Annotated in this window: 24 protein-coding genes; 8 read left to right on the plus strand and 16 right to left on the minus strand. The window is 53.1% G+C overall.

Annotated elements, in window-relative coordinates; translation table 11 throughout:
- Positions 1–22: 22 nt before the first annotated feature.
- A complete protein-coding gene (locus JUF13_RS02280; RefSeq protein ID WP_203637514.1) occupies positions 23–619 on the minus strand; it encodes a L,D-transpeptidase in 597 nt (198 codons plus the stop codon).
- 99 nt (positions 620–718) lie between these two features.
- Complete coding sequence (locus tag JUF13_RS02285) at positions 719–2,272, minus strand: ABC-F family ATP-binding cassette domain-containing protein (protein ID WP_203637515.1); 1,554 nt, start codon at positions 2,270–2,272, stop codon at positions 719–721.
- Positions 2,273–3,066: 794 nt separating this feature from the next.
- On the opposite strand from JUF13_RS02285, the gene JUF13_RS02290 reads away from it, so the two are divergent.
- Positions 3,067–3,450, plus strand: coding sequence for a VOC family protein (locus JUF13_RS02290; protein WP_125765931.1), 384 nt, complete (start codon positions 3,067–3,069; stop codon positions 3,448–3,450).
- A 16-nt stretch (positions 3,451–3,466) separates the two neighbouring features.
- Complete coding sequence (locus JUF13_RS02295; protein WP_203637516.1) at positions 3,467–4,168, plus strand: CPBP family intramembrane glutamic endopeptidase; 702 nt, start codon at positions 3,467–3,469, stop codon at positions 4,166–4,168.
- Positions 4,169–4,243: 75 nt separating this feature from the next.
- Here the strand turns inward: JUF13_RS02295 and JUF13_RS02300 are convergent, their stop codons facing one another.
- The 6 genes from JUF13_RS02300 to JUF13_RS02325 form a co-directional block, all read right to left on the minus strand.
- The gene (locus JUF13_RS02300; protein WP_203637517.1) at positions 4,244–4,546 is read right to left on the minus strand and encodes a helix-turn-helix transcriptional regulator; all 303 of its coding nucleotides are present in this window, start codon (positions 4,544–4,546) and stop codon (positions 4,244–4,246) included.
- Complete coding sequence (locus JUF13_RS02305; RefSeq protein ID WP_203637518.1) at positions 4,543–4,896, minus strand: type II toxin-antitoxin system RelE/ParE family toxin; 354 nt, start codon at positions 4,894–4,896, stop codon at positions 4,543–4,545. Before JUF13_RS02305 ends, JUF13_RS02300 begins: the two co-directional genes overlap by 4 nt.
- 814 nt (positions 4,897–5,710) lie before the next feature.
- Complete coding sequence (locus JUF13_RS02310) at positions 5,711–6,484, minus strand: ABC transporter ATP-binding protein (RefSeq protein WP_203637519.1); 774 nt, start codon at positions 6,482–6,484, stop codon at positions 5,711–5,713.
- Complete coding sequence (locus tag JUF13_RS02315) at positions 6,411–7,382, minus strand: ABC transporter permease (protein ID WP_203637520.1); 972 nt, start codon at positions 7,380–7,382, stop codon at positions 6,411–6,413. Before JUF13_RS02315 ends, JUF13_RS02310 begins: the two co-directional genes overlap by 74 nt.
- A 17-nt stretch (positions 7,383–7,399) precedes the next feature.
- A complete protein-coding gene (locus JUF13_RS02320) occupies positions 7,400–8,368 on the minus strand; it encodes an ABC transporter substrate-binding protein (RefSeq protein ID WP_203637521.1) in 969 nt (322 codons plus the stop codon).
- Positions 8,369–9,576: 1,208 nt separating this feature from the next.
- Positions 9,577–10,479, minus strand: a complete 903-nt coding sequence (locus JUF13_RS02325; protein WP_203637522.1) for a DegV family protein — start codon at positions 10,477–10,479, stop codon at positions 9,577–9,579.
- 1,020 nt (positions 10,480–11,499) lie between these two features.
- Here JUF13_RS02325 and trpX point away from each other — a divergent pair.
- From trpX to JUF13_RS02345, 4 genes are read left to right on the plus strand one after another with little or no spacing between them, the layout of a single operon-like run.
- Positions 11,500–12,495, plus strand: coding sequence for a tryptophan ABC transporter substrate-binding protein (gene trpX, locus JUF13_RS02330; RefSeq protein ID WP_203637523.1), 996 nt, complete (start codon positions 11,500–11,502; stop codon positions 12,493–12,495).
- Entirely contained in the window at positions 12,492–13,391 is a 900-nt protein-coding gene (locus JUF13_RS02335) for an ABC transporter permease (protein WP_203637524.1), read from the plus strand. The genes trpX and JUF13_RS02335 overlap by 4 nt, the downstream gene beginning before the upstream one ends.
- Positions 13,384–14,154, plus strand: coding sequence for an ABC transporter ATP-binding protein (locus tag JUF13_RS02340; protein ID WP_125765921.1), 771 nt, complete (start codon positions 13,384–13,386; stop codon positions 14,152–14,154). The genes JUF13_RS02335 and JUF13_RS02340 overlap by 8 nt, the downstream gene beginning before the upstream one ends.
- A gap of 15 nt (positions 14,155–14,169) precedes the next feature.
- Positions 14,170–14,601, plus strand: a complete 432-nt coding sequence (locus tag JUF13_RS02345) for a GNAT family N-acetyltransferase (protein ID WP_203637525.1) — start codon at positions 14,170–14,172, stop codon at positions 14,599–14,601.
- A gap of 79 nt (positions 14,602–14,680) precedes the next feature.
- Here the strand turns inward: JUF13_RS02345 and JUF13_RS02350 are convergent, their stop codons facing one another.
- From JUF13_RS02350 to JUF13_RS02365, 4 genes are all read right to left on the minus strand, one after another.
- Positions 14,681–15,088, minus strand: a complete 408-nt coding sequence (locus tag JUF13_RS02350) for a hypothetical protein (protein ID WP_203637526.1) — start codon at positions 15,086–15,088, stop codon at positions 14,681–14,683.
- A gap of 674 nt (positions 15,089–15,762) precedes the next feature.
- Complete coding sequence (locus JUF13_RS02355) at positions 15,763–16,626, minus strand: NAD(P)-dependent oxidoreductase (protein WP_203637527.1); 864 nt, start codon at positions 16,624–16,626, stop codon at positions 15,763–15,765.
- Positions 16,627–16,649: 23 nt separating this feature from the next.
- A complete protein-coding gene (locus JUF13_RS02360) occupies positions 16,650–17,276 on the minus strand; it encodes a MucBP domain-containing protein (protein ID WP_203637528.1) in 627 nt (208 codons plus the stop codon).
- Between the two features lie 567 nt (positions 17,277–17,843).
- Positions 17,844–18,635: a TerC family protein gene (locus tag JUF13_RS02365; protein ID WP_203637529.1), complete on the minus strand. Its 792-nt coding sequence runs from the start codon at positions 18,633–18,635 to the stop codon at positions 17,844–17,846.
- Between the two features lie 232 nt (positions 18,636–18,867).
- Between JUF13_RS02365 and JUF13_RS02370 the strand changes: the two genes are divergently transcribed.
- On the plus strand, positions 18,868–20,187 hold the full coding sequence (locus JUF13_RS02370) for a serine hydrolase domain-containing protein (RefSeq protein ID WP_236002657.1): 1,320 nt from the start codon (positions 18,868–18,870) through the stop codon (positions 20,185–20,187).
- A gap of 869 nt (positions 20,188–21,056) precedes the next feature.
- Here JUF13_RS02370 and JUF13_RS02375 read toward each other — a convergent pair.
- Positions 21,057–21,683, minus strand: a complete 627-nt coding sequence (locus JUF13_RS02375; protein ID WP_203637530.1) for a glycoside hydrolase family 73 protein — start codon at positions 21,681–21,683, stop codon at positions 21,057–21,059.
- Between the two features lie 114 nt (positions 21,684–21,797).
- On the opposite strand from JUF13_RS02375, the gene JUF13_RS02380 reads away from it, so the two are divergent.
- On the plus strand, positions 21,798–22,784 hold the full coding sequence (locus JUF13_RS02380) for a YdcF family protein (protein ID WP_203637531.1): 987 nt from the start codon (positions 21,798–21,800) through the stop codon (positions 22,782–22,784).
- Here JUF13_RS02380 and JUF13_RS02385 read toward each other — a convergent pair.
- The 3 genes from JUF13_RS02385 to JUF13_RS02395 form a co-directional block, all read right to left on the minus strand.
- A complete protein-coding gene (locus JUF13_RS02385) occupies positions 22,776–23,753 on the minus strand; it encodes a linear amide C-N hydrolase (protein ID WP_203637532.1) in 978 nt (325 codons plus the stop codon). The genes JUF13_RS02380 and JUF13_RS02385 overlap by 9 nt on opposite strands.
- Positions 23,754–24,470: 717 nt before the next feature.
- A complete protein-coding gene (locus JUF13_RS02390) occupies positions 24,471–25,232 on the minus strand; it encodes an acetoin reductase (RefSeq protein WP_125765910.1) in 762 nt (253 codons plus the stop codon).
- A 603-nt stretch (positions 25,233–25,835) separates the two neighbouring features.
- Positions 25,836–26,066, minus strand: a complete 231-nt coding sequence (locus tag JUF13_RS02395; RefSeq protein ID WP_203637533.1) for a hypothetical protein — start codon at positions 26,064–26,066, stop codon at positions 25,836–25,838.
- Positions 26,067–26,230: the final 164 nt, after the last annotated feature.

The following is a 26,230-nucleotide window of genomic DNA, read 5'->3' on the forward strand; positions in this document are numbered from 1 at the left end:
CTCTGAAATTACCTATTTGTGCTTAATGGATAACAACTTTCATCCCGTAAGGCACGTGATTGTAGACCCATTTGGCATCGGCCACGGACAGGCGGACACACCCGTGTGAAGCGGCGGTCTTGCCTAGCTCCTCGGCTTCACTCTTGATGTAGTTCCCGTTCTGGTCGGTTGGCACACTGTGGAACAAGTAGATGCCGTGGTCCTTCCAGGAGACCCAGTACTTGGCTCCCTCACCAGAATTCTGGTTGAAGAAGAACTTCCCGCGTTCCTCCTGAATGGCGTACGTGCCGTGTGGCGTCTTGTTTTCCTTGCCCGTCCCGGTTGAGCAATACATGGTGTAAAGCACCCGGTGATTGCCGTCGCGAATGTACACCCGTTGCCGACTGGTATTCACGTCCAGCCACGCGTTGGGATGTTTATCTAAATTGGGATAAGGCTTGCTTTCCGACGGCTTGCGCCAATTAATGGTATCGGCCTTGGCCGTCTTCTTTGTCGTCGTCTGGGTCGTCTGCTGACTCGGGTGCGAAGTCGCGGTCATCTTCTGAAAGACCCGGTTGACCCCAAGTGCCGCAACGATGATCAGCGCGACAACCACGAGTAACTGTCTAAAACGTCTCATACTCTGCCGTCCTTTTCGAATTTTTCCTAACTACGACTACTGTAACGGATTTTTCAGAAAAAAGGAACGCCTTTTACCAAAACGTAATCTACATGCAACTTAGTTTGCAGAATTCTTTAAACTCAGCTTCTCCACGTTCAAAATCTTGTCGACGAGTCCGGTGTAGAAACTGGCCTCATGGCTGACGATGATTGCATTGCCTTGAAAGTTCAAGATGGCTTGCTTCAAGGCTTGCTTGGTCTCGTCATCCAAATGGTTCGTGGGTTCGTCCATGATCAGGAAGTTCGCGGGTTCAAATTCCATCAAGGCCAGCTTGACCTTGGTTTGTTCCCCACCAGATAGCTCGCCAATGGGCTTCATCGCGTTGGCGGAATCCAACCCACACTTGGACAGCTTGGTCCGAATGGCCTTTTGTGGCAATTTTTCGTACTTCTCTTGAATGATCTGTAGTGGCGTCTGTTGGTTGTTATCCCAGACCAGGTCCTGGCTGAAGTAACTGATACGCGCGGATGGCGAGAAGTGGGCTTCCCCACCCTTAGCCTTGATCAGTCCCAGAATGGATTTGATCAGCGTCGACTTTCCGACCCCGTTAAACCCGGTCAACCCAACCTTTTGGTCAGTCGTCACGGAGAAGGTCACGGGCTTCAACAGTGGCCGGTCGTAACCAACGGACAGTTGGTCCACCACCAGCGCGTTTTGCGACCCGGTTTCCTGGTAAGGAAAATCAAAGTGAGCTTGCACGTTGGTCGAAGGTGGATCGACCCGGTCCAACCGGTTGAGCATCTTTTCCCGTGACTTGGCCATGGTCGACTTGGACCCGGCCTTGTTCTTGCGGATAAAGCGTTCGGCCTTTTCGATAACGACCTGTTGCTTGTCAAATTCCCGTTGTTGGGCCTTTTCGCGTTCGTCCCGCTGACGCATGGCTTGCTTGAAATTGCCCCGGTACTTGGTGATCTGCCCAAACGCCACGTTAATGATACAGTTCGTCACGTTTTGCAGGAAGTCGTAATCATGGGACACAATCAAGGCGGCCCCATCAAAGTTGTTCAGGTAGTCTTCCAACCACGCAATGTGGGCAACGTCCAGGTAGTTAGTCGGTTCGTCCAACAGAATCACGTCGGGATTTTCCAGCAATAATTTTGCCAGGATAATCTTCGACCGTTGGCCCCCAGACATCTTCGCCACTTCATGGTCCCGGCCAATGTCGTCCAGGCCTAACCCGGAGATGACCCGTTCGATTTCAGTTTCGATGTCGTAGAAGTTCCGGGCATCCAATTCTTCTTGGAGCCGGCCGGCCCGTTCGAGCAGCTTGTCTTCCATGGTTTCGGCGTATTCCGTGTACAACGCCGTCATCCTGTCGTTCTTTTCGTACAGGTCAGCGTAGGCCGTATGGAGGAAATCAATCAGCTGCATGCCTTCAGGAATGTCTGCGTATTGGTCCAAATAACCGATGTGGGTCTTCTTTTGCCATTTCACAGAGCCCGTCAATGGCAGCTCTTGTTCCGTAATAATTTTAATCAGTGTGGACTTCCCCACACCATTTTGCCCGACAACCCCCATGTGTTCACCCTTGTTTAAGGTGAAGCTGGCGTTCTCGTAAAGTTTCTTGTCGGCGAAGCTCATGCTCAGGTCGTCGACTTCTAATAATGGCACTTGTAGTCCCTTCCCTTCTTCTCTCACGCAGAAAAGGCCCCGACAACGTCAAGGCCGTATCGTAAACATATATTAGGTAGTAATTTACCACGAAACGCCCGGGTTCGTCAACTTCCCCACCTGGGATTGCCCCCACATTCTATGCTATAATAGGTGAAATTCACCCGAATTGGCGTGGGTCTAAATAGTAAATTGTCTGAGTCGGACCGTTCCCGACGGCGGGTTCAAACTGCCCTGCTGTGGGGCCGGTTCCAGCCTGAGGGGCGGGCTTCCACCTCAACTTTGAGCCAAAGTGCGGTCTCAAAGGTTGTCCCATGCTCTAAATAGAGAAAATCACTCTATTAAGACCATCGACACAGCTGGTCAGTTTGACCCGCCTCTGGTCACTGACTGTGGTTGAATTCACGTTACGTTTTCTCTGCCAATTCTGGTGACTGCTGTGTGGTTAACGCCAACACGCAATTGCCGGCTGACATTCCGGTTGACCAAACCGATGGATGAGCGGACGATTGCTTTTATGGTGACACGCGTCGTTGCCAGTCACATCTACGTAAGCCGCAGGGCGGGTGAAAATAAGCTCAGCCGTGGGAGTGGCCTTGGCGGTTTACCGCTTAGACCACTGCTATCTTTGAGACGTGACTTTCGGCTCAAAGTAAGTCCGGAGACCGCCTTTCGGCTCCGGACGGCGCCCACAGCGTCACGGCTTATTTTCACCCGCCCGGAGGCGACGGCAAACACGTATCTCCGCACCAAACTAAAACCAATCATAAAAACCAAAAAAGGACTGACTCTGAATGAATATCCGTAACATTGATCACATCACCTTAACCGTTAGCGACGAGGAACGTTCCGTTCGCTGGTACCACGAAGTCTTTGACCTCCCCATCATTGAATTTGACAATGGTCGGCGCGGCGTCAAGCTTGGCAAGCAAAAAATCAACTTCCAGCAGAGCGATGCCCCTCATTTGCCAGTCGCTAAGCATCCCCTGGCCGGGAGCGCCGACTTCGCCATCATCGCGACCGACCCGCTGGCCAACATTCTCTCGCACCTAACCAACTATGCCGTGGAAATCGTCGACGGTCCGCTCCCCAAGGAAGGCGCCCTGGGCCCCATGACCTCGGTCTACGTCCGCGATCCTGACGAAAACTTGATTGAAATCGGCAAGTACGACAAGTAGGAGGTCCCCGCAGTTCATGAACAAATTAAATCAACTCCTGACGGCCGCTGGCAGTTGGCTGATTCGCAGTCTGAAATGGGTTGGCTTTCTTGTGATTTATCTGGCCGACTCGCTCATCCTGCAAGCAGCCACCAGCAAGGCCAGTCATCCCCAGGTGGCGACGCGCTTGATTGGCATCATGCTGATCTACTCGGCGTTTCTCCTGGCCTTTCTGACCTGGCGCTACTGGCAACAGTTAAAGAAAAACAACCCGCGCCACATTGGCAAGACGCCGTTCACGGCCAAACGCTCGTGGCAATTGGCTGGTCTTTTTATCCTAATGCTGGTCATTCAATTCGGCTGGACCATCCTGATCAACACCCACGTTCTGAGCAGTCCCGCCAATCAAACGGCGCTCAACACGCAGATCCTGCAACTGCCCTTCTGGAACTTGGCCTACGCGATTCTGTTAGCCCCATTCGTTGAAGAAATGATTTTCCGCGGTATCTTTTTAAACTATTTCTTCCGCGAAAACTCCCGGATGATGAACTTCCTTGGCGTCTTCATGTCTGGCTTGATTTTTGGCATGATGCACGTCATGAGTTTCTCGTTCACGCTCCTAATGTACTCGGCCTTGGGCTGGGTGCTGGGCTACACGTACCTAAAGTTCCGCGACTTGCGCTACAACGTGACGTTGCACTTCTTGAATAATGCGTTGTCATTGTTGTCCTTTATTTAAATTGATTCTATGCGAAAAAGCTCCGACTGCACACCAATTCTAGGTGTGCGGTCGGAGCCTTTTTAGAAATGTTTCTTAATTCATAGAGACATCGATTTTGTCAAATTGCACATTCAACGTCCGATGCGTTTTGATGGCAATATCAATTAACGTCTGCGAGCTAGCCTTATCAAAGCCCGTTTCAATTCGAGCAATCGTCGAAGTAGACTTACCAACTAGCTCAGCAAACTGCTTTTGAGTCAACCCAAGTTCAGCTCGCAGATTCTTAACCCCCATCGCGATTTTTAAATTCATTTCTGCGTCAGCCAGCTTGGCATCAAAGTTCGGATCTTCCTGCCGTAAGTCATCAGCATAGTCATCGATTGATTTCAACTTCATTTCCGATCATCTCCATGTTCTAAGTAGAATTTTCTTAACTGCCGTCCTCGACGCTTTTCCCATTCTGGCGTTCTATCGGTTTTCTTAGTAAATCCATGCGTGATAATAAACCCATCTTCATAAGCCTTAAAATAGATAACTCGTTGAATATTACTGCCAAACTTTGAACGAATTTCATAAAGATTACGCTCCAGTTTTTTTACCCACTGCATACGTTTAGCCGTTTCTAACCCATATTTTTCGATTAGCAAAATGGTTTGTACTAGCTTTTGAGCATCCCCCTTAGGTAAAGCTGCTAAATATTCTGCAAACTCCGACTGATCATAGTACTTAAACTTTACACTCCCCATAACTGTATAATAGCATTGATGCTATTATTTTACACCCCATTTTCCCTACTCTAGACAAAAATGTCTGAATCATCAGCATACCATCTCCCTATATTTGTAAAAGCGAACGTCCGTTTTAACAAAAAAGCCGCTGTCAATAACTCTCCCACACCGGGAAAAGTTATCAACAGCGGCCTTACTTACACACCGAGTTATGCACCCCTTGGGGGATAACTCATTATTTTCGAGAATCATTCACGTAGAAAATCGTTTGGAACGGTGGATAACTCCTAAAATCTGCCCAAGTTATCCACTATCAAAATCCGTTAAGCACAGTTACCTTGTTACGTGAACATCGTCCCAGCCAATTGAAGCCCACCTAGCAATTGACTAGCGTCATACACGCAGCGGTCGTTGTCAGCGACCAGAGACAACTTTGCGGACGCAGCTGTGTCGATGGCGTTGGCTGGGGTTCTTTCCCAGCCTACACCATGGGGCAACCTTGGAAACTCGTGCTCCTCAGCGAGGTTTCAAGACGAGACGGCGGACCGCTCCTCAGGCCGCAGGCGTTCCCCACAGCAGCGGTAGCGAAGATTGTCGCCAGGAGCGCTGGTCTCCGCCAATCGAAGCCCACTAAACAGTAACGTGAGGGTGGCGAAAATAAGCTCAGCCGTGGGAATTCTCTTAGCAGCTTGGCTGCTTAGAGAATTGGCGTCTTTGAGACGTGGTCCGCCGGCTCAAAGCGAGCCTGAAGACCGCCCTTCGGCTTCAGGTGTCCGCCCAAGCGTTCCGGCTTATTTTCACCACCCGGTAAGGCGTTGCTAAGGACCGCCAGCTAGTCGGCGAAGAGGGACATGAGCTCCTCCTGCCGTAACCCATCCTTAGCCGCCCCGCGCACGTCCAGCTTAATCTGCCCATCCTGGACCATGACCAGCCGGTTGCCATAGGTCAAGGCGTCGCTCATTTTATGGGTGATCATCATCGTGGTCAAGTGGTTGGTCTCAACAATCGTTTGGGTCAGGTCCATCACCTTTTTACTGGTCTGGGGATCCAAGGCCGCCGTGTGTTCGTCCAGCAACAACAAGTCCGGGTGACTCAGCGTGGCCATCAACAGGGATAACGCTTGCCGCTGCCCACCCGATAAGTATTTGACCTGCGTCGTCAAGCGGTCCTCGAGTCCCATATTCAGGGACTGTAACAACTCGCGATACGTCGCTTCCTGACTGGCCTTGCGGTACCGACTGAGACTCATACTGCCGTTGTGTTGTTGCGCCAGCGTCAGGTTCTGGGCCACGCTCAGTTCCCCCGCCGTGCCCAACTTGGGGTCCTGGAAGACCCGTGACAGCCATTTCGCCCGGTACGCCACGGATTTTTTGGTCACGTTATGACCGGCCAGGGTCAACTCCCCGTCATCGGCGGGTAACGTTCCGGCAATCGTATTGAGCAGCGTCGACTTCCCTGCCCCATTGTTCCCGATGACGGCCACGAAATCACCTGGTGCAATCGTCAGGCTGACATTTTTCAGGACGTGACGCTCATTTGCTGTCCCGGGAAAGAAGACCTTCTGGAGATGCTTGACGGTTAAGACTGCTGGTTGATTCTGCTTCATGTTCATCGGCTCCAATCTGTTTGAGGTAACGTTTCAACTGTTGACGCGTGCGGGTCTTGGTCCGCAGGATTGGCAGGCAAATGACCACGACCAAGATGCCTGCGGAGAGAATTTTCAAATCGTCGACCGGGAAGCCCAGGCCCATCGCGACCGTTAAGAGGAACCGGTAGATGATGGCGCCGAGGACCATGCCCGTCAAACGAACCCACATCTGCCGCCCGTGAAGGAAGATTTCCCCAACTAGGACGGAGGCCAAGCCAATCACGATGGTGCCGATGCCCATGCCAATGTCGGCATAGCCGTTGCTCTGGGCGATCAGGGCCCCGGATAACGCGATGCACCCGTTGGAGACCATGTAACCCAAAATCACCATCCGGTCGGTGTAAATGCCGTTGGCCGCGCTCATGGCGGGGTTATCCCCGGTCGCCATCAGAGACAGACCCAGCCGCGTCTTGAACAGCCAAATGAGCACGGCAATGACGACACCGGTCACGACCGCCCCAACGATAATCGTTTGCAGGTCGACCGACCACGTGGCTGGCAGGTAGTTGGTCAACACTTTTTGCGTTAACAACGGCACGTTCGACTTGCCCATCACGTGCATGTTCACGGAGTACAGGCCGGTCATGGTTAAAATCCCAGCGAGCAGGGATGGCATGTGAAGCTTGGTGTCGAGCACCCCGGTGACCCAGCCGGCCACACAGCCGGCGAGGAAGCCCAGCGAGCTAGCGACCACCGCGGATTGCCCGCTGATCATGGCACTAACGGTCACGGCAGCCCCCAGTGGGAAGCTGCCTTCCGTGGTTAAATCGGGGATATCGAGAATCCGGAACGTTAAGAACACCCCAATAACGAGTGGTGCCCACAATAGTCCCTGTCCAATACTGGTGATTAACATAACTGGTTGCCCCTTTCTTAAGGTTCTTTGATTTGACTAGTTTGTAGACCAATGGCTTTCGTGTTGGCCTTGTTGACGTACAGGTGCAGCTTCTTCGCGGTTTGAACGGCCATGTTCTGTGGCTTTTGGTTCTTTTCCAAAACGTTGTAGGCCATCTTCCCGGTCTGCTTCCCTAAGTCGTAGTAGTTCAGACCGTAAGTCGCGGTCCCGCCATCTTCGGCCATTTCAATCGAGCCGGTGACAACGGGTAGCTTGGCCGCCTTGGCCTTGGCCCCGATGGTCTTCATGGCGCTGGCCATCAGGTTGTCGGTTGGTAAGTACAGACCGGAAATCTTGCCGGTCAGCCCTGCCAGGACGCTGGAAACGTCGTTGGTGCTGGTGGCACTGACGATCTTTAATTTTAAATTGTGCTTTTTGGCGTAGGCCTTAGCCAGTTTGACCTGGAGCACGGAGTTTTCTTCGGATGAGTTGTACATGATGCCGAGCGGTTGATTGCCCTTGGTCATGCTAGCCAACAATTTCAGCTGGAGGCCAACCGGCGTCAAATCGCTGGTCCCACTAACGTTGGTCTGGGGCTTGCTGTCGGATTTGACCAACCCAGCGGCTTTCAAATCGGTCACGGCGGTCACCAACGTTGGCATGGTCGTGGTCTTCTTGGCCAATGCCTGAGCGGCTGGTGTTGCGATACCCAGCAACAAATCATTCTTTTGTTGAACCAATTGTTGGCTCATGGTGTTCAGGTTAGATTGATCACCCTGCGCGTTTAAGTAGTGGTAGGTCACCTTGGTTGATTTGCCGTGGGCTTTGAGTTCTGCCTTCAGACCGGCCTTGAAGCCTTGCCGCGCCTCATCCAGCGAACCATGTTGCACGACCTGTAAAATTCCGACGTTCAAGCTGCTCTTGTCGGCGCTGGACTTGCTGGTGCACCCGGCTAAGACGAGACCCAATCCCATTAAGGCTAAACCGCTAACTAATAATTTCTTCATAATCAATTCCTCCAAGGTATGATGGTGCTTTTATTTTCGGGCCGGTAGAACTGTCACCGGTCAACGATTGACTGGTCCTTTAATTGGTAAATTTAACCAATCTTCCAGCGAGATGACACGTCCTGCGTCCAAGGTTGTCACCGTTTCTCGGAAAAAGGCCTCCGGGAAAACAAAAAACACCAGATAGATTCTGAGTAGAATCTACCTGGTGATATCGGGCCCGATATATTTTCTCCAGATAGATTATACCCGTATCTATCTGGCGCTAAGTTCATGCTGAAAAACTTTAGCTATTCGATAGATACAAACGCAATTGAGCGGCGCGTTCGTATCCAACGAGGTGAATACAAACGCTATCTAAAGAAAAAGCTAAAGGCAAATTGGTTATTTAAATGAGTTAGGCTATTGAGTTTCATAATGGCAAAATCCCTTTCATTTATCAATTTACTCTCTCAGTAAACCATGAAAAAATAAGACTGTCAACCCTAAATTTTAATTTGATTCTCATTTTCGGATTATGTAGTTGTTGCCACCGCCTCCGGGAGACTGCCAATGGACCGGAACGCTGTGGGCGGACACCCAGAGCCAAAAGGCGGTCTCTGGGATGCTTTGAACCGCTAGGGAACGCGTTTCAAAGACACCAATTCCCTAAGCGGCCCAACCCGCCACTAAGGGAATTCCCACGGCTGAGTCCATTGGCAGTCCCCCTGCGGCTAAACAACGTTCAACCCGAAAATGAGATTTCTGACAATTACTAAGTTGGTGAGCTGATCATTCTGTGAGTGTGTGGAACAGGTCTTACTGGTCAAACTTGTCCAATCTGTAATTGAAATAGGACGACTCTCTCTATAACATTGACGGCCAGAATGAAACTGACCATCAATCACGACACAACGGCAACCACCACAAACGTCACCCGCAACTGCGGGCTAAACCAGTGTTAGCCGCAGGGCTGGGAAAACTGGGCCAGTCGTGGGAGCGACCAGAGGCGAGCCAAGGTGCCCGGCTGTGTCGATGGTCTTAATAGAGTGATTTTCTCTATTTAGAGCATGGGACAACCTTTGAGACCGCACTTTGGCTCAAAGTTGAGGTGGAAGCCCGCCCCTCAGGCTGGAACCGGCCCCACAGCAGGGCGCCTTGAGCTCGTCGCCGGGAACGGACGCGACACGGCCCAGTTTTCACCAGCCCGGAGGCGACTGGTTTCCGCCCTAAAGTTCGCTGACGTTTGGGTCGGGGGTGAGGAGGCTGCGGTAGTCCTGGCACCAAGCCAGTCCCATCGCCCCATCCCCAACATGCACCCCAAAGCTAGGCCCAATCAAGGCCACATCAAATTTAACCGTCGGGAACCGCTTCTGCGCACCGGCGAGCCAGCGTTGCGTGGCTTCCGGTTGGTCGGCGTTTAAGACCGTCGCCTTAACCGGGTCGGCCCCTGCCAAGTCAGCGGCCAGGTCGTCCAGGAAATCCGCCATGGCGCCCTTCAACCGCAAGGCACTCCCTGCCACCCGCATTTTACCGGATGGATCAAAGATCAAGATGGGTTTGCCCGCCAACAAGGGCGTACTGCCGGGGCTGTGGCTGGGATTGACTTCCCCCGTGCGCAACAACGGCTTGATGGAGTCCACCACAAACACGCTGTGCGCGGTTGCCCGCAACTTGGTGAGCTGGGCGAAGACTTCCTTAACCGAATACCCCTTCGCGACCAATTCAGCGGCCAGGCGCACCTGGTCCCCCATCGTCGTGAGGATGCCGCGGGAGTCCCACGGCCAAACGTGGACGCTGGTAATATTTTCAACGTAAGCGGCTAACGTGTTCACCAACCCGGAAATCCCGAGTGAAGGTCCAATCACGATGACGTCGGTCACACCCGTTTTCGCCAAGGCATCACAGGTTGCCTTCACGGTCTTCATGGAAACCTGCGGCGCGGTCGGCACCATTTTTTTCGATTTGGCCAGCCGCATCAAGCGGTAGTAATCGGCCGTGCTCAGGTCTTGATACTCATGGTACTGCCGGTTGCCAAACATAATTGGCGCGGCCAAGAGCGTCACCTGGCGCTCCGCCGCCTCGTCAAAGTCCATGCCGGCAGACGTATCCGTTAGAACTGCAATTTTCATTGATGCAGCCTCCTTGTGTCGTTTCATTCGGGGGTATGCATCCCCCGCAACTGTTATCGTCCAGTATACCAAAAATCAGCGTCACCCAACGCCAAAGTTTGTGATTTCCTGGCGACGATTCTTCTCTTTGTCTCTTACACACCCTTCCATACGCTGAACAACTAATGACCGTATCTAACTCCCACAGTTTCTCACCAGAAAAAGGTGCGACAACTCACACAACCCACACGGACAACCTCAGTGACCAGAGGCGAATCAAGTTTCCCGGCTGTGTCGATGTTCTAAGCTGAGCGGGCTGTTCTCAGCTTAGAACATGGGGCGCGAGGTGGCAGCTCCCCCCACAGCAGGGATACTTGAATTTGCCACCGGAAATGTAGACAACACACTTAATCGTCTTACACCCCCACCAACGACCACACGATGACTAAAATTAAATTGCTGCTCCGTGTCAGTGACCAGAGGTGGAGCAAGATGCCCAGCTGTGTCGGTGTTCTTAACTGAGTGATTTTCTCAGTTTAGAACACGGGTCGACCTTGGAAACTCGCGAAATGCAGCGAGGTTTCAAGGCGAGGTGGCAGACCGCCCCTCAGGCTGGCACCGGACCCCATAGCAGGGCATCTTGCAGCCACCGCCGGGAACGGCCACCACGGCAAATTTGATTTTTGGCCTGTTGGTCCAAACCAATTTGCTAAAAAATGAAAATTAAGGTTGACGCCTTTTAAGCGTTGCCGTAAACTAAAATTATTCAAACAACGGAAAGAAGGAAAAGTTAATGCAAATGTCTAACACAAAACTTAATGGACGTTGGCAAAGCCGGTAATCAAGTCGTCATCAGTGTTGATGCGACTTGAGCTCCCAGAGCGATTCTCGCATCTGCGCCGGCTAACTTTTCTATGCAAAAGCCCGCACGGATGTATCATTCCGGTTTTGCGGGCCTTTTTATTTGGGCACCCAGCCGGTCTGGGTGCTCTTTTTGTATAATCGACCGTTGCCAACCACCACTAAAGTGAGGTTAATCAAATGAAACGTCTATATGGACTCATTGCCATTTTACTTATTTTTCTCGGCTTTGCCTTCGTTCAGGAGAGCAAGCCCGAATCAGCTGCTAAAAAGGAAGTCCCCACGGTTGGGATTCTCCAATTACTGTCTCACCCGGCGCTCGATGCCATTCACAAAGGGATCATCCACGGGCTCGCCGAGGAAGGCTACACCGTGGGCAAGAACGTCAAGATTGATTTTCAAAATGCCCAAAATGATCAGAGTAATCTGAAGACCATGAGTGCCCGCTTCGTCAACGAAAAGGCGGCCGCCATGATTGGGATTGCCACACCATCCGCGCAGGCCTTGGCCAACGCCAGCTCGAACATTCCCGTTGTGCTGGGGGCCATCACCGATCCGATGGGCGCCGACCTGGTCAAGAGCAACACGCATCCCGGAAACAACGTGACTGGGGTGTCCGACCAAGCGCCGCTGAAGGCCCAGCTCAAATTGATTCAACGCATCATGCCTAAGATGAAGACACTGGGGATCATCTACACGTCTTCTGATGACTCCGCGACCGCCCAGTATCACCAATTCAAGGCCCTTTGCAAAAAGGAGCACGTCCAACTCAAGGCCTACTCCATCGCCAGCACCAACGATTTGAACCAGGTCGCCGAACAGATGGTCAGCCAGGTCGACGCCATTTACGTGCCGACCGACAACACGGTGGCCAGTGCCATGCAGACGCTGGTTTCCACGGCCAACGCCAAGAAGGTCCCCGTTTTCCCAGCCGTCGACACCATGGTCAAGGCTGGCGGGCTCGCCACGTTGAGCATCAACCAGTACAAGCTCGGGGTTGAGACCGGGAAGATGACCGCCGCCATTTTAAACGGTAAGAACCCGGCCGACACGCCCATTCATTTCGAGAAAAAGGGTGAAATGACCGTCAACCTGAAACAAGCCAAGAAGCTGGGCATCACGTTGCCCGCCGACGTCGTTAAAGAAGCCAAAGCACACGGGGAGGTTTTTAAATGAGTTTAGCAGTTTCCGCAATTGGACAAGGCCTCCTCTGGGCCGTCCTCGGGGTCGGATTGTTCCTGACCTTTAGAATCTTAGATTTCGCCGATATGACGGTTGAAGGCACGTTCCCACTGGGTGCCGCCACCGCCGTCGCTGCCATTGCCAACGGGATGAACCCGCTGCTCGCCACGTTACTGGCCTTCGTCATCGGGGCCCTCGCCGGCCTGATCACCGGGCTGCTCTACACCAAGGGGCACATCCCCATCCTGTTAGCCGGGATTCTGGTCATGACGGCCTGCTACTCCGTTAACCTGCGGATCATGGGCCGGGCCAATGTTTCCCTTCTGGGTAAATCCACCTTATTTAAGAACCATTTCTTAGCCTCCCTGCCTCAATACTTTGACAGCGTGGTGCTGGGCACCCTGATCATGGTGATCATCACGACCATCGTCATCTACTTTCTGCAAACGGAGCTGGGTCAAGGGTTCATCGCCACGGGGGATAACCAGACCATGGCCCGCTCACTCGGTATCAACACCGACAACATGAAAATCATGGGCCTGATGGTCTCCAACGGCCTGATTGCCTTTGGTGGCGCGCTGGTCGCCCAAAACAACGGGTACGCCGACGTCAACATGGGCATCGGCATCATCGTCATCGCGCTGGCCTCCATCATCATTGGGGAAGTGGCCTTTGGCGATTTGACCCTGAACCAACGGCTGGTCGCGGTCACGCTCGGCAGTATCCTCTACCGCTTCGTCCTGTTGCTGGTCCTCAAGTTGGGCTTCAGCGCCAACGACCTAAACCTGATTTCCGCCATCATCCTGGCACTCTGCATGATGCTGCCGGTCTTCAAGAACGTGTTGAACTTCAAGCACCTTGTGAAACGGGGGTTAGATACCAATGACTAAACCATTATTGCAATTAAAGGATGTCGTGTTAAAAGTCAATCGCAACACGCCCGAAGAAATCACCATTTTAAATAAGCTCAACCTGACTATCAACGCCGGCGATTTCATCACGGTATTGGGTTCCAACGGGGCGGGGAAATCCACCCTGTTCAACGCCATCGGGGGCGACCTCAGTATCGACAGCGGTCAGATCCTCCTGAATGGCAAGGACATCGCCCACGAATCCGTGGAAAAACGGACCCGCTTCCTGGCCCGCGTTTTCCAAGATCCTAAGCTGGGAACCGCGCCACGGATGACGGTCGCCGAAAATCTGTTGCTGGCCGAACGACGCGGACAACGACGGGGCCTGTTACCTCGGGGGCTGAACCACCACATGGCCCACTACAAGGAATTGACGGCCACCATGCACAATGGCCTGGACGACCGGCTGACTACGGCGACCGGAAACCTCTCCGGTGGTCAACGCCAAGCGCTTAGTTTCCTGATGGCTACGCTAAAACGCCCGGAAATCTTACTGCTGGACGAACACACGGCGGCCCTCGATCCCCGGACCGGTCAGGATCTAATGCATTTGACCAATGAACGGGTCTCCCAGGATAAATTGACCTGCTTGATGATCACCCACCACATGGAAGATGCTCTGACGTATGGTAACCGCCTGATTGTTCTGCACCACGGCAAGGTCACCTACGACGTGGCCGGCGCCGATAAACAAGCCCTGACCAGCGAAAAGCTCTACAGCTTCTTCGCCGAGATTGAATAGGAGGTCCCCCTTCTCATGGAAATCGTCATTTCAAATGCACCCTTCAACCGCGCCGCTGCCCTATCGCTGCGGCAGGCCATCTTCGTCACCGAACGTGGCATTCCCCGCGACATCGAGTTTGACGACCGCGACACGCCGGACCGACTGTACGTGGTCGCCTATCAACGGCCAGAACTGCCGGTCGGGACCCTGCGGCTAGAACCCCAATCGACCACCGAAATGCGCTTCGGTCGGGTCTGCACCAGTCAGACGTTACGGGGCCAAGGCATCGGTAGCCAGGTCCTGCAGACCGGTGAGGATTGGGCCAAGGCTCACGGCTTCACCAGTGGCCTGATTGACGGCGAACTCACTGCCAAAAGTTTCTACGAACGCTGCGGCTATCACGTGGTCGGCGAGCCCTTCGAAGAGGACGGCGCCCCAGTGGTGACGCTGAAGAAGACGCTGTAACTTAAACAAAAATTGTATTCAAAAAGCCGTATGACAAAATTCCTGTCATACGGCTTTTTCAGTCTCAAATAAAGTCTCGTTACTTACGTTGCCACATCGCATCAACCGCAACAATCACCGGTGCCGCAATAATCACAAACAACCGCAACACAAAGTCCGTCCCCCAGCTGGTCAGCCAACTCTCTTTGCCACCAGCATTCCCAACGCGGGCTGTCCCAAAGCGCCCGGTGTTGGCGTAACTGGCCCCATCACGCAAGGCCTCCTCTTCGGCATTGCCCCGCGGCCGCTGAATCTGTGGTCCCTTATCCTTACGAGAAAACCGCTTCATGATCCGGTAAGCCCGTGGAAAACAGAACCCGTAACTCAGAACCACATACACGGTCCACCACGAAAAGGTAAGCTGCGGAGCCCCATGCACAACGGGCACACTAAATAGGACGACCCAAAAGAGACAGGGAATGATTCCCTTTAAATATGATTTAACCATCAACTATTTCTCCTCTATTTCTATATAGCTTAAAGATACCACCGGACTGCCAACCGGACAATCCATGACCGTAAAAAGGCCGCCAATAACGGCGACCTTGATTTATTATTTTATTAACGTTAAACAGTCATCAGGGTGACCAACTAAATAGATAACTACCAAGCCCCCCAGCCGAAAGGGCTCAATCCCCAGTCAACGACCGAAATAGGGCTAAACCCGCGTCAGCCGCAGGGCTGGGAAAACTGGGCCGGTCGTGGAAGTGACCAGAGGCAAGCCAAAGTGACCAGTTGTGTCGGTGTCAGTAGCTTAAAACCACTACACATCAATCCCATTCAACGCCCCCCGACCACACAGGACTCAATTCCCAGTCAACGACCAAAATAAGGCTAAACCCGTGTCAGCCGCAGGGCTGGGAAAACTGGGCCGGTCGTGGAAGTGACCAGAGGCGAGCCAAGGTGCCCGGCTGTGTTGGTGAACTAGGCTGGAGTTCTTTTCCAGCCTAGTTCACGGAACAACCTTTGAGACCGCACCTCAGGCTCAAAGTTGAGGCGGAAGCCCGCCCTTCGGCTGGAACCGACCCCACAGCAGGGCTCCTTGAGCTCGCCGCCGGGAACGGACGCGACCAGGCCCAGTTTTCACCAGCCCGGAGGCGAGGACTACACACAATTTAACCCTTATTTCTCGTAAGTCTTGATTAAGCCCTGGGTGCCGTCGTTGCCTAAGCCGAAGTCGTCCACCATCGCCTCATACAGCAACTTAGCCTGCGTAGTAGCCGGCAAATCCAGTCCCATCCGGTCCGCCTCCTGCAAGGCAATCCGCAGATCCTTCAAGAAATGCTTGGCGAAGAATCCCGGCGTGTAATCCCCCTTCAAAATCCGGGGCACGTAATTGTCCATGCTCCAGTTGTCGGCGCCACCACTGCTCAGCGTGGCCAGCACCTGCGGCAGGTCCAGCTCGGCGGCCTTGGCGTAGACCAGCATTTCTGTCAGTCCGGTCATGGTGCCGGCAATCATGATTTGATTGGCCATCTTGGTGTGCTGGCCCTTACCGGCGCTACCGAAGTAGTTGACCCGTTGACCTAATTGTTGAAAGACCGGCAGGACTTGATCATACGCGGCCTTATCGCCACCGACCATCACCGTCAGCGTGGCGTTCTTGGCGCCGACATCTCCACCGGAAACGGGGGCGTCCAACGCTTGAACGTCGTGGTCGTGCGCCAGCTGCGTTAATTTTACCGCCAGCGCTGGGGTACTGGTCGTCATGTCCACGACCGTACTGCCGGCTTGGATTCCGGCAAAGATACCGTGCTCGCCGGTGTACACCTCTTCGACGTCGCTGGGATAGCCGACCATGGTCATGACCAGCTGTGATTGCGCCGCCACGGCTTCGGGCGTCTCGGCCCAGGTAGCCCCGGCGGTCAAAACGGCTTCGGCGTGCGCCTTGGTCCGGTTGTAGACCACGACCGTTTGCCCCGCCTTCAAGAGATTCAAGATAATGCCGGTGCCCATGACGCCGGTCCCAATAAACCCAATTTGCATAAGCGTTACCTCCTGATTGTCACTTACTGATTAAGCCATTTCCACGAGCTCGCCGTGAACTGAAAGGTGTGCAGCTTGCTCTTCACCAAATATGTGGCGCGCACCTGTTTGCGAGACACCAATAACGTTTTAAACGTCGTCCCGCCAATCTTGCCATGATAGGTTTTGCCCCGTGTCAATCGCCGGCCATTGACCGTGACCTTCCCCTTAGAAAAGTTAATCGCCTGAATATATCCGGACCCCTTCAGGCTGGTGGACACATCAAAAATCTGATGGTTCCCGTTCATCTGAATATTGGTCAACTGAAGTGACTTTTTGCCCCATAGCCGAAAGAATGCCAAGGCCGATAGAAAATTGTACTGCACGTGAATCGTCTTCTTGGTAAATTTACCCTGAGACTTTTTCGGTTGCTTTTTATTCCACGAATACTGCCGGGAATCTATTTGCGCATTCTTATACGTTGTCCGGTAGTGATGCCCCACCTGTCCCGTCAAGGTTTTTCGCGCCAAAACAGTACCGTCCGCCACCTTATATGTGACGAGCACCTTTCCCGTCGTTGTTGCCGCCTGCGCACGGGTCATTGTGCCGCCGACGCCTAGCAGGATGCCCACCAGGATTAACCAATTGAAACGCTGCCACCAGGTCCGCATACCTTCATCTCCAATTTACGGGTTCAACTCTGCTTACGCCTCCGGGCTGGGTGAAAAGGAGCCGCGTCGCGTCCGTTCCCGGCGGTGAGCTCAAGGTGCCCTGCTGTGGGGTCGGTTCCAGCCTGTGGTGCGGGCTTCCACCTCGACTTTGAGCCAAAGTTCGGTCTCAAAGATCGTCCCATGCTCTAAGCTGAGAAAAATCGCTCAGCTAAGACCATCGACACAGCTGTGCACCTTGGCTCACCTCTGGTCACTTCCACGACTGGTTCCTTTTCACCAGCCCTGCGGCTAAACCAGGTTTAATCCGCAATGATATTTCGTTTCACTACTCCATTCTGTTTTCTTCTATTGATTCAGCGTCTACTGGCTAGCCATGACCAAAGCTAACGACTAACCAGCACCGTTTTCACCAATGGCTGAATCCACAACCGACAAACAGAACTATCCCATCCCCCTAAAGGACCTAACCTTCAATTGAACAAGAACTAAACATATCTTCAGTATACCCATTTCTCTAGCTGGGCACTACAAAAAGGCCGCGAACATTTTCTGCTCGCGGCCTTGGCATTAAGATTCAGTTGATTTTGATGGCTTCTCTGTAACTTTTTCGGTCTTAGTTTGTGGTTGACGCCGCTTGCGGATCACGTGAATCAGCAACGTGATGACGATGGCCCCCAGCACGACAATCCCAAACAACGTGGCCGGAATTTCAATGTTGATGGCGGGAATCGAGACAAACAGCTTCAGGGCGATAATCCCAATTAGGATGTACGCCATTGGCTCCAGCTCGGGGATCCGCCGCATTAATTTCATGATCACTTCGGCGACACCCCGCATGGCCAGGATCCCAATCAGTCCCCCAATTAAGACGATGACTGGGTTGTTGGAAATGGCCAAGGACGCCAGCACGGAGTCCACGGAGAAAATGATATCCATCATTTCAATCTGCATGACCACCGACCAAAATAACGGCAGGAAGCGGCGTTTCTTATCCTTGACCAGTTTGCGGGTATGCTTAACCCGGGTTTTACTGAAGTATTGGAACACCAGAAAGACCAGGTAGAGCGCCCCGATGACCTTGATTTCCCAGAAATTGATCAGGTACGTTCCCAGCCCAATGATGATGAACCGGAAGAGGTACGCGCCCCAGATACCGTAAAACAACGACTTTTCCTGTTGTTCGCGGGTGGGCAGTGACTGCGTTTGGGCGGCTAACACGACTGCGTTATCCACCGACAATAGACATTCAATTAAGACCAGTGAAAAGATGATCAGCCAGTCGTTGCCGGACGTGATCACCGTTTCCCAGTTGTGTAAATCAAAGAATGGCCCATAGAGTTGGCCAAGAAAATGTAACAATGCTGGGTTCAGCTCCTCATAACTAATTTTATATTGGGGCTAAGTTTACCACACTCCCCTAAAAGTTGCGACCCATTAAGTTGCTTCACCCCATACTCTTTTAATGCCTTGGTTAAGTATCTTAACCCTTTTATAAAATAAATCGTTGAAAATGTTACTGAAAAGTGACAATCTTGTTACCTCTTCGCAACCATCCAGCGGTACCATGGGACTTACAACTAAGGGGAAATGGATGATGATTGTGAAGAAAATATGGTTAATCTTGGGGACGCTTTTGATTGTTGGGGCTTTGTTACCTGCCACCTCAGCGGATGCCAAAAGCTACCTGCAGATCACTAGCAAACAAAGTGTCAGCTACAACGCGCGGTTCACGAATCAGGCGAGCCGCAACGACGGCATTTATTATTACGCGCCGTACTACACGCAGCGCTCGGCTAAGACCCGCGATGCCAGCGGGAAGAACTGGCAACACCGCTTCGTCAAGGTCACGCAAACGGCCAAGCTCTCGAATGGGACGACCTACGTGAAATTCGCTTGGTACGGCAAAACGATTGGCTGGGTCAATCAAAACGCCCTGCAAAAGTACAGTCGTTCGCAAAATGCGGCCGCGTTACTAAACAACGCCCATTTCCAAGGAAGCGCGATGCTGTTCAACCACTACGCGACCGGTGCCAGCCTGGTCAGTGTCGGCAATGCCGATGCCACCAGCAAGTCAGCCAACAGCGCAACGACCCTCTTTCCCATCGCCTCGCTACAAAAGGTCATGACGGGGGCCATCATTGAACAATTGGCGGCCAGCAACAAGCTTTCCTTAACTGATAAACTCAGCAAATACTACCCCAGCGTTTCCGGTAGCGGCAGCATTACCCTCCGGCAACTGCTGAACCACCGCTCCGGCATCGACATGGACGAAAGCACGCCCGACAGCGTGTTGAGCACCCAGGCAGCCGAACTGAACTACACGCTCAGCCAGCTCAAGAGCACCGGTGGTCAAAAGTTCAATTACACCAACGCCAACTACACCCTGCTCGCAGCGATTGCGTCCAAGGTCACCGGCCAAAGCTATGATAACCTGGTGCAAAGCCGGATCATCAAGCCGCTGAACCTACAAAACACCTACGCCTGGGACAGCCTGCCTAAGGACAGCGTCGTGGCCAACGGTTACAGCTACAGCAATGGCAACAGTGTCGCCAATGGCGTGTCACAAAAGCTGATGTCCTCGCTGCTGGGGGCCGGCAACTACTACTCGACCCCATCGGATTACTACAAGATCCAAAAGGGCCTGCGTAACGGTAAAATTTTGACCAAGAACCAATACTATGACTTAGCCAACGATTACAAATTAAACTACGCCGGCGGACTTTACCACTACAGCGGCGGCATCAAGCGCGTCCGTGGTGCCCTGACCGGTTCCGGTTACGAAACGATTTACTACGGCTCCGAGGGCAACAAGAAGGGTGTCGTCTTATTCGCCAACCAGAAGCCAACCAAGTCCATCGATACGTTGGCCAAAACCCTCTACGACCTCGCGCGCTACTACAACGAAAACTAACGATTCGGTTAGTCGCTGACACTGCGCCTGCGGTAATTCAAGCCCTTCACCCTGTGGGGACCGGTTCCAGCCTGAGAAACGGTCTTCCGCCTCGACTTGAAACCTCGCCAAGACCGCGAGTTTCCAAGCTCGTCCCGTGCGGTAAGTCGTCAAAAGCGACGACTAACACCACCGACACAGGGTTCGGCCTTGATTACCTCCGGCTCCGTTAGGCAACAACCACGTGAGTTTCGTGGTCATGACCAAACTGTATTTGTTTGACTGTACTAAGAATCCCCGTCATCAACAGTCCTACTTGGACGTTGGTGGCGGGGATTTTTTCAATCTCTTATTCAATTAGCTTAGATTCGAGAATATCTCGCCGAATGTTTGGGTGACCAGCTGTAACATTAACATAACTACCAACCCACGTCAGAACCGGCAACGCCAGACAACCGACAAGTCAACCCACCACAACAGAACCAGCACACACCTAACGGGCTAAACCAGTCTCAGCCGCAGGGCTGGGAAAACTGGGCCGGTCGTGGGAGTGACCAGAGGCGCGCCAAGGTGCCCGGCTGTGACACTCCCCAACTACCAATCGCCAGGAACGGCTACGCTAGACAACCGACAAGTCAGCCCACCACATACAGAACCAGCACACACCTAACGGGCTAAACCAGTCTCAGCCGCAGGGCTGGTGAAAATGGGCTCAGCCGTGGGAGTTGCCTTAGCGGGTTTCCCGCTTAGGCAACTGCTATCTTTGAGACTCGCTTCTCAGAGGCTCAAAGTAAGTCTGGAGACCGCCTTTCGGCTCCAGACGTGCGCCCACAGCGTCACGGCCCATTTTCACCAGCCCGGAGGCGCTGCCACCAAACAAAACCAGCCCGTTAAGTGTCGTACTGGTTTAGGTTGTAGGTGGCGATGACATTGTCGAGTTTCTTGGCATAATCCGGATCCGTGGCGTACCCGTTGCTCTGCAACAACTTCGCCGCCGTCCGGTAATCCGTCACGGTCTGCTTGAAATAACTCTCCTTCAACAACGCATCATGATCCAGAATCGCCGCGGTCAAACTAGGATAGTCCCGGAAATTGGCGTGAATCTTGATTTTTTTCCCATTAACATACTCGGTCGTGGGAAACGACTTGGTCTTGCCCTGATAACTGCCCTTCACCCCAAACGGGTTGTTGGCCTGAACAAACAGCGCGGACGTCCCCCAGCTCGATTCCAAAATGGCCTGGGCAATCACGATGCTGGGTAAGACCTGGCCATTTTGCTGGTACACGCGCACGGCCGGGGCCGCAATCTTCTTGATGAATTTCTGTTGCGTCGCCGTTTCGTCATTATTGCCGGCGCTGTAGCTGGTCTGCTCAACGTGCGTCGCCTGCATGACTGTCTTGATTTTGCCCCGCATTAACAGGCCACCGCCCAACACCAACAGGATCAGGACAAAGATCCAGGTAGCCATGGCGGGATTAGTCGTTGATTTTCGTTTTTTTCTCCGTCGTTTTGCCACCAGAATCCCCTCGTTTCCGTTATAATGGACTCAATTATACCGAGAAAAGTTTAAGGAACTGCTAAATTCAGAAAGTCTCAAAAAAACTTAACCTTTACGAAAGGAGCCGCGCGGATGCTGCTTACTGTGAGTGTCATTTTAATTTTATTAGCCGTCTTACTAACCTTCTGGCAACCCCACGGCCTCAGTTCCGCGGTGATGACCTGCATCAGCGGCGGCCTGATTATTCTCTTCGCCAGCTTCTCGCACCATCCCGGCTGGCAGCTGGTCGCCCACCTCGGTTGGGGCCTGATCACCATCATCGGCGTGGTCGGTCTCTTCAGTTTATTACTGATTCTAAATGCGCCCCGCCTGGTCGTTCGCAAAAAGGAACGGCTGACTTACGGCCTCCTGGCTGGCATTTGGCTCTGGCTGATTCTCGGCGTGGGTTGGGGCTTCCGGTTGGCCAGTGGCCACTTCGGCGAAAGCTGGTGGCCGTGGGTGACCTTCATCCCCGCCTTCAGCGCCTACCTGGGCGTACTTTACGGTGCCAGTCTGGTCGGCGGTCTGCGGGCAAACGTGTGGCGGGCCCGCCGCGCGGATACGATTCTGATTCTCGGCGCGGGCCTGCGCCACGGCCATGAAATTGGTCGGGTGTTGGGCAGTCGGTTAGACACGGCCTTAGCCCTTGCCCGACGCCAAAAAGGCCCCGTGACCCTCCTAGTTAGCGGCGGTCAGGGACCAGACGAAACGATTTCGGAAGCCGCAGCGATGGCGGCCTATTTAGAAGCCCACGACTGGCCCAGCGACCAAATTGTCCAGGAAACGCGGGCCACCAGCACGTTGACCAACTTACTTTACAGTCAGCGTTTGTGGACGAAACTGCCCCAGCAAGGTGGCCGCGTCGTCATCGTGACCAACAACTACCACCTGTTCAGGGCCGAACACCTGGCTAGTCAGCTCGGCATTCGGTGCGGCGGTTACCCGGCACCCACCCGGTGGGGCTATTTGCCAGCAGCGTGGGCGCGAGAATTTCTGGCGATCATCATGCTGCATCCCCGCCTCCACCGTAGCGTTTTGATTGGTATGGTCGCGGCTAACATTCTGTGGTTCCTAATTTAACGCGGTCACGCTGAGCTGGTTGGGCACGTTGTAATACTTGGGCTTGGTCCACGTCAACATTTCCGGCGTCAAGCGCAACTGGACCGTGTCCAAGCGGTTGTAGGGTTGGAAATAGTATGTCAACGATTCGCAAACGGTGGCGGCGCGGTAGACCGAGTACGTCGGCCGATACTTGGAGCTGCGCGGCACGGTCACGCTGTCCAGCAGGTGCCAGGCGCTGATAATGGCCTCGTCCTCGTTGTCCGGCAGATCGGCGCGTTCCTTGTAGTAAGCGGCGCGCACGAACCGGCCACCCGGTGTGAACGACCCGCTCGGCACGGGCTTACCGGAGAAGCGACCGGTCGTCACGCGCGGCGCGTTTAACGGCACGGTGCCGGCGTCAAAGTCGTCGGTGTAGTTCACGTACTGACCCAACCGTTCCAGCTGAAGCTCGAAGTCCTTACTGTTGGTGACGACGCCCAAGGGATTCTCGCGCACCTTCATGGGAAAATGCGTGGGCTCGATGACCACGGTCCGGCCGGTGCGGTCGACCACGGCAAAATGTAATTCGGAGTCGCCAATGTCGTTCACGGCAAAACGATTTGTCATCAATTGAATCTCGTCGATGTGGGCTTCAATATCGGCGACCGAGGCGTAGTGCCCCAATAAATAAAATGAAAATTCGTACGGGGCCAAATGAACCTGGCCCGGCGTTGGCGTTTCCACGAGGTGTGACCCGTTGGCAAACGTCAATTTTTGTACGCTCAGCCCCATTTCGTTGACGCCATCGGACACGTCAATTTCATGGTCATGTGCGCCCCCGCCGCCAATCATGGCGTAGCGGTTGGTGTGAACCTCGTTGTCGTATAGGCCCTGCCACTGGAAGTTGCGGGGCACGAACAGGGGTTGGACGTATAGGGCGTGCCAATCCATGGTGCGGGCTAGGATGTGGCTGCCGTCTTTCGCAATCTGTAATATGCTGGTACACACAGGTGTCAGCCTCCTTAAAATTGGTTGGGGTTGGTTTTCCCGGTCTCCGCCTGCGGTAGTCTGGTAGCTCCACCCCTATGGGGACCGCCTCCAGCCTGGGAAACGGTCTTCCGGCTCGCCTTTGAGCCTCGAAGATCACGAGTCTCAAAGACGTCCCGTGGTGTAAGCTGAGAAAATGCCCTCAGCTAACGCCACTGTCACAGGGGTTCCGTACCAGTCTACCTCCGGCTCCAACCGAGAAATCCAATTGAAATTTTATCGCGCGCCGATACCTGTGGGGTACCGCACGCGTTTTTGCCTTGGTTAATTAATTGTCTAAACTTGTTGCTGTAAAACTCGCTACTGCACATACTCACCCGGTCTGGTGTGAGTTGTATTGCCCGCTTCATAACCCGCCTGCCAACTCCCATTGGCGACAACACACAGCCAGTCAGGTTTGGCTTGGCCGTTGTCAGCGACCAGAGGCAACCTTGCGGACGCAGCTGTGTCGATGACCTTAGCTGGGAAACTTCACCCAGGTTAGGCCATGGGACGACCTTGAAGACGCGCTTTTCGGCTTCAAGGCGAGACGAAGGACCGCCCCTCAGGCCGCAGTCGGTCCCCACAGCAACGGGAGCAAGGCTTGCCGCCGGGAGCGAACCCCCAACGACCAAGCCAAAACCAAAAATCGGCCACCGCAATTAGCGATGACCGATAGCTTTATGCAGTTATTCTATTTTAAGCGAAATTAATCCCACCATCAACAATAATGGCTTGGCCGGTAATGTAATCGGACTTCTTGTCGGCTAAGAAGGAAACCAGGTTAGCGACATCGGCTGGTTGTTCGCCACGGCCTAAGGCAATGCTATCAATGTTCTTCTGTAAGGTTTCGCCTTCAGGAACGTTGTAGATTTTTGCCATGCGTTGGTCGATTTCATCCCACATTGGGGTGAGCACGATGCCTGGGCAGTAAGCGTTGACCGTGATTTGGTCCTTAGCTAATTCCTTGGCAGCGGCTTGTGTCAAGCCACGAACAGCGAATTTCGTTGCGGAGTAAGCACCCAACATTTCAAAGCCTTCATGGCCGGCGATTGAGGAAGCACTGATAATCTTCCCGCCAGTTCCTTGAGCCTTGAATTGTTCAGCAGCGGCTTGAATCCCAAAGAAAGCACCCTTGATGTTCACATCTAAAATTTGGTCCAAATCTTCTTCAGAGGTTTCAATGACGGGGTCGATCTTGGCAATCCCAGCGTTGTTAACCATCACGTCCAGGTGGCCCATGTCGGCAACGACGTTCTTAACCAGGTCAAACATGGCTTGCTTCTTGGAAACGTCAACGAAGTAGCCCTTGGCACCATTGCCCACTTCAGCAGCAACGGCTTCAGCATGTTCCTTGTTCAAATCAGCCACGGCAACTTGTAAGCCATCGGCAACTAATTGTTTAACGATACCTTCACCAATACCTTGGCCACCACCGGTAACAATCGCAACTCTTGTCATACGCAAAACACTCCTTCTAATCTGATTTTTTCGAAAATAACCAGCAAATCCAGCCCCGTCTCCCGGACGACGTTAAATTAAAGACGAATTATTTTCCGAACACCTTCATTAAATCATATATATGTAAGCGCTTCAATTTATTTCACAAACAAAAACGGCAGTCTAAGTCGCAATTCGACCAGTAACCACCGCCATATCAAGCATGTCCCCTCATTTATGACAAATAATTGCATGAAGGAATAGCTATTTTTACTTACCAACCACAAACCTACAAGCGTAAATTCTTGCCAACAGTATCTCCATTGAACAGCAACCATTCGACCGAAATAAACTAACCGCCTCACTAGACTAACCACACAACGAAAAACATAGCAGCAAGCCCTAGCGGCTATTGCCGCCCAGAACCGGAGGTAGAGGGGTACGGAACCCCTGTGTCGGTTTCGTTAGTCGGAGTCCCTTCCCGGCTTACGAAACGGGACGCCTTTGAGACTCACGATTTTTGAGGCTCAAAGACGAGCCGGAAGACCGCCCCTCAGGCTGCAGGCGGTCCCCACAGGGGTGGAGTACCCCTCTACCGCAGGTGGCGGGCTAAGGAACACCCGCTTAGGATTGCGAAGCGTCGGTTAGGAAGGACTGGAAGCGCCTGTCGATTTCCTTCAACCGGGCCTCACTCCCCAGACTGTCCGCCACGCTCGCCGTAATTTTCAGATAGGCAAACATGACTTGACTGGGATCCAACCCGGCCTGTGCGGCTAATGCCGTCGCAAACGGGTAACGTTGGTCAGTTAACATTTTCGCAAATGGGCTTTGGTAGGCCCGATGATGCTTAGCCATTGAAGTTCCCTCCCTTATTGGGTGATACAAGTGTTTCTAACCTTACCCCTTTAAGATTTTAAAGCAACTAAAGAGTTTCTTAAACTTCCCCAATTGTCAAATCAAGTGCAACACAGGACAGTAAGGCGTAAGCATAACCGGATGCATGTTCTTGAAGACCTGTG

The sequence above is a fragment of the Levilactobacillus wangkuiensis genome (assembly GCF_016861605.1).
Taxonomy (GTDB): domain Bacteria; phylum Bacillota; class Bacilli; order Lactobacillales; family Lactobacillaceae; genus Levilactobacillus; species Levilactobacillus wangkuiensis.

Bases quoted from the DNA above. Each gene is read 5' to 3' on its own strand.
- JUF13_RS02280 (WP_203637514.1), bottom strand. From the start codon at position 619: ATGAGACGTTTTAGACAGTTACTCGTGGTTGTCGCGCTGATCATCGTT.
- JUF13_RS02290 (WP_125765931.1), top strand. From the start codon at position 3,067: ATGAATATCCGTAACATTGATCACATCACCTTAACCGTTAGCGACGAG.
- JUF13_RS02295 (WP_203637516.1), top strand. From the start codon at position 3,467: ATGAACAAATTAAATCAACTCCTGACGGCCGCTGGCAGTTGGCTGATT.
- JUF13_RS02300 (WP_203637517.1), bottom strand. From the start codon at position 4,546: ATGAAGTTGAAATCAATCGATGACTATGCTGATGACTTACGGCAGGAA.
- JUF13_RS02305 (WP_203637518.1), bottom strand. From the start codon at position 4,896: ATGGGGAGTGTAAAGTTTAAGTACTATGATCAGTCGGAGTTTGCAGAA.
- JUF13_RS02310 (WP_203637519.1), bottom strand. From the start codon at position 6,484: ATGAAGCAGAATCAACCAGCAGTCTTAACCGTCAAGCATCTCCAGAAG.
- JUF13_RS02315 (WP_203637520.1), bottom strand. From the start codon at position 7,382: ATGTTAATCACCAGTATTGGACAGGGACTATTGTGGGCACCACTCGTT.
- JUF13_RS02320 (WP_203637521.1), bottom strand. From the start codon at position 8,368: ATGAAGAAATTATTAGTTAGCGGTTTAGCCTTAATGGGATTGGGTCTC.
- JUF13_RS02325 (WP_203637522.1), bottom strand. From the start codon at position 10,479: ATGAAAATTGCAGTTCTAACGGATACGTCTGCCGGCATGGACTTTGAC.
- trpX (WP_203637523.1), top strand. From the start codon at position 11,500: ATGAAACGTCTATATGGACTCATTGCCATTTTACTTATTTTTCTCGGC.
- JUF13_RS02335 (WP_203637524.1), top strand. From the start codon at position 12,492: ATGAGTTTAGCAGTTTCCGCAATTGGACAAGGCCTCCTCTGGGCCGTC.
- JUF13_RS02340 (WP_125765921.1), top strand. From the start codon at position 13,384: ATGACTAAACCATTATTGCAATTAAAGGATGTCGTGTTAAAAGTCAAT.
- JUF13_RS02345 (WP_203637525.1), top strand. From the start codon at position 14,170: ATGGAAATCGTCATTTCAAATGCACCCTTCAACCGCGCCGCTGCCCTA.
- JUF13_RS02350 (WP_203637526.1), bottom strand. From the start codon at position 15,088: ATGGTTAAATCATATTTAAAGGGAATCATTCCCTGTCTCTTTTGGGTC.
- JUF13_RS02355 (WP_203637527.1), bottom strand. From the start codon at position 16,626: ATGCAAATTGGGTTTATTGGGACCGGCGTCATGGGCACCGGCATTATC.
- JUF13_RS02360 (WP_203637528.1), bottom strand. From the start codon at position 17,276: ATGCGGACCTGGTGGCAGCGTTTCAATTGGTTAATCCTGGTGGGCATC.
- JUF13_RS02370 (WP_236002657.1), top strand. From the start codon at position 18,868: ATGATGATTGTGAAGAAAATATGGTTAATCTTGGGGACGCTTTTGATT.
- JUF13_RS02380 (WP_203637531.1), top strand. From the start codon at position 21,798: ATGCTGCTTACTGTGAGTGTCATTTTAATTTTATTAGCCGTCTTACTA.
- JUF13_RS02390 (WP_125765910.1), bottom strand. From the start codon at position 25,232: ATGACAAGAGTTGCGATTGTTACCGGTGGTGGCCAAGGTATTGGTGAA.
- JUF13_RS02395 (WP_203637533.1), bottom strand. From the start codon at position 26,066: ATGGCTAAGCATCATCGGGCCTACCAAAGCCCATTTGCGAAAATGTTA.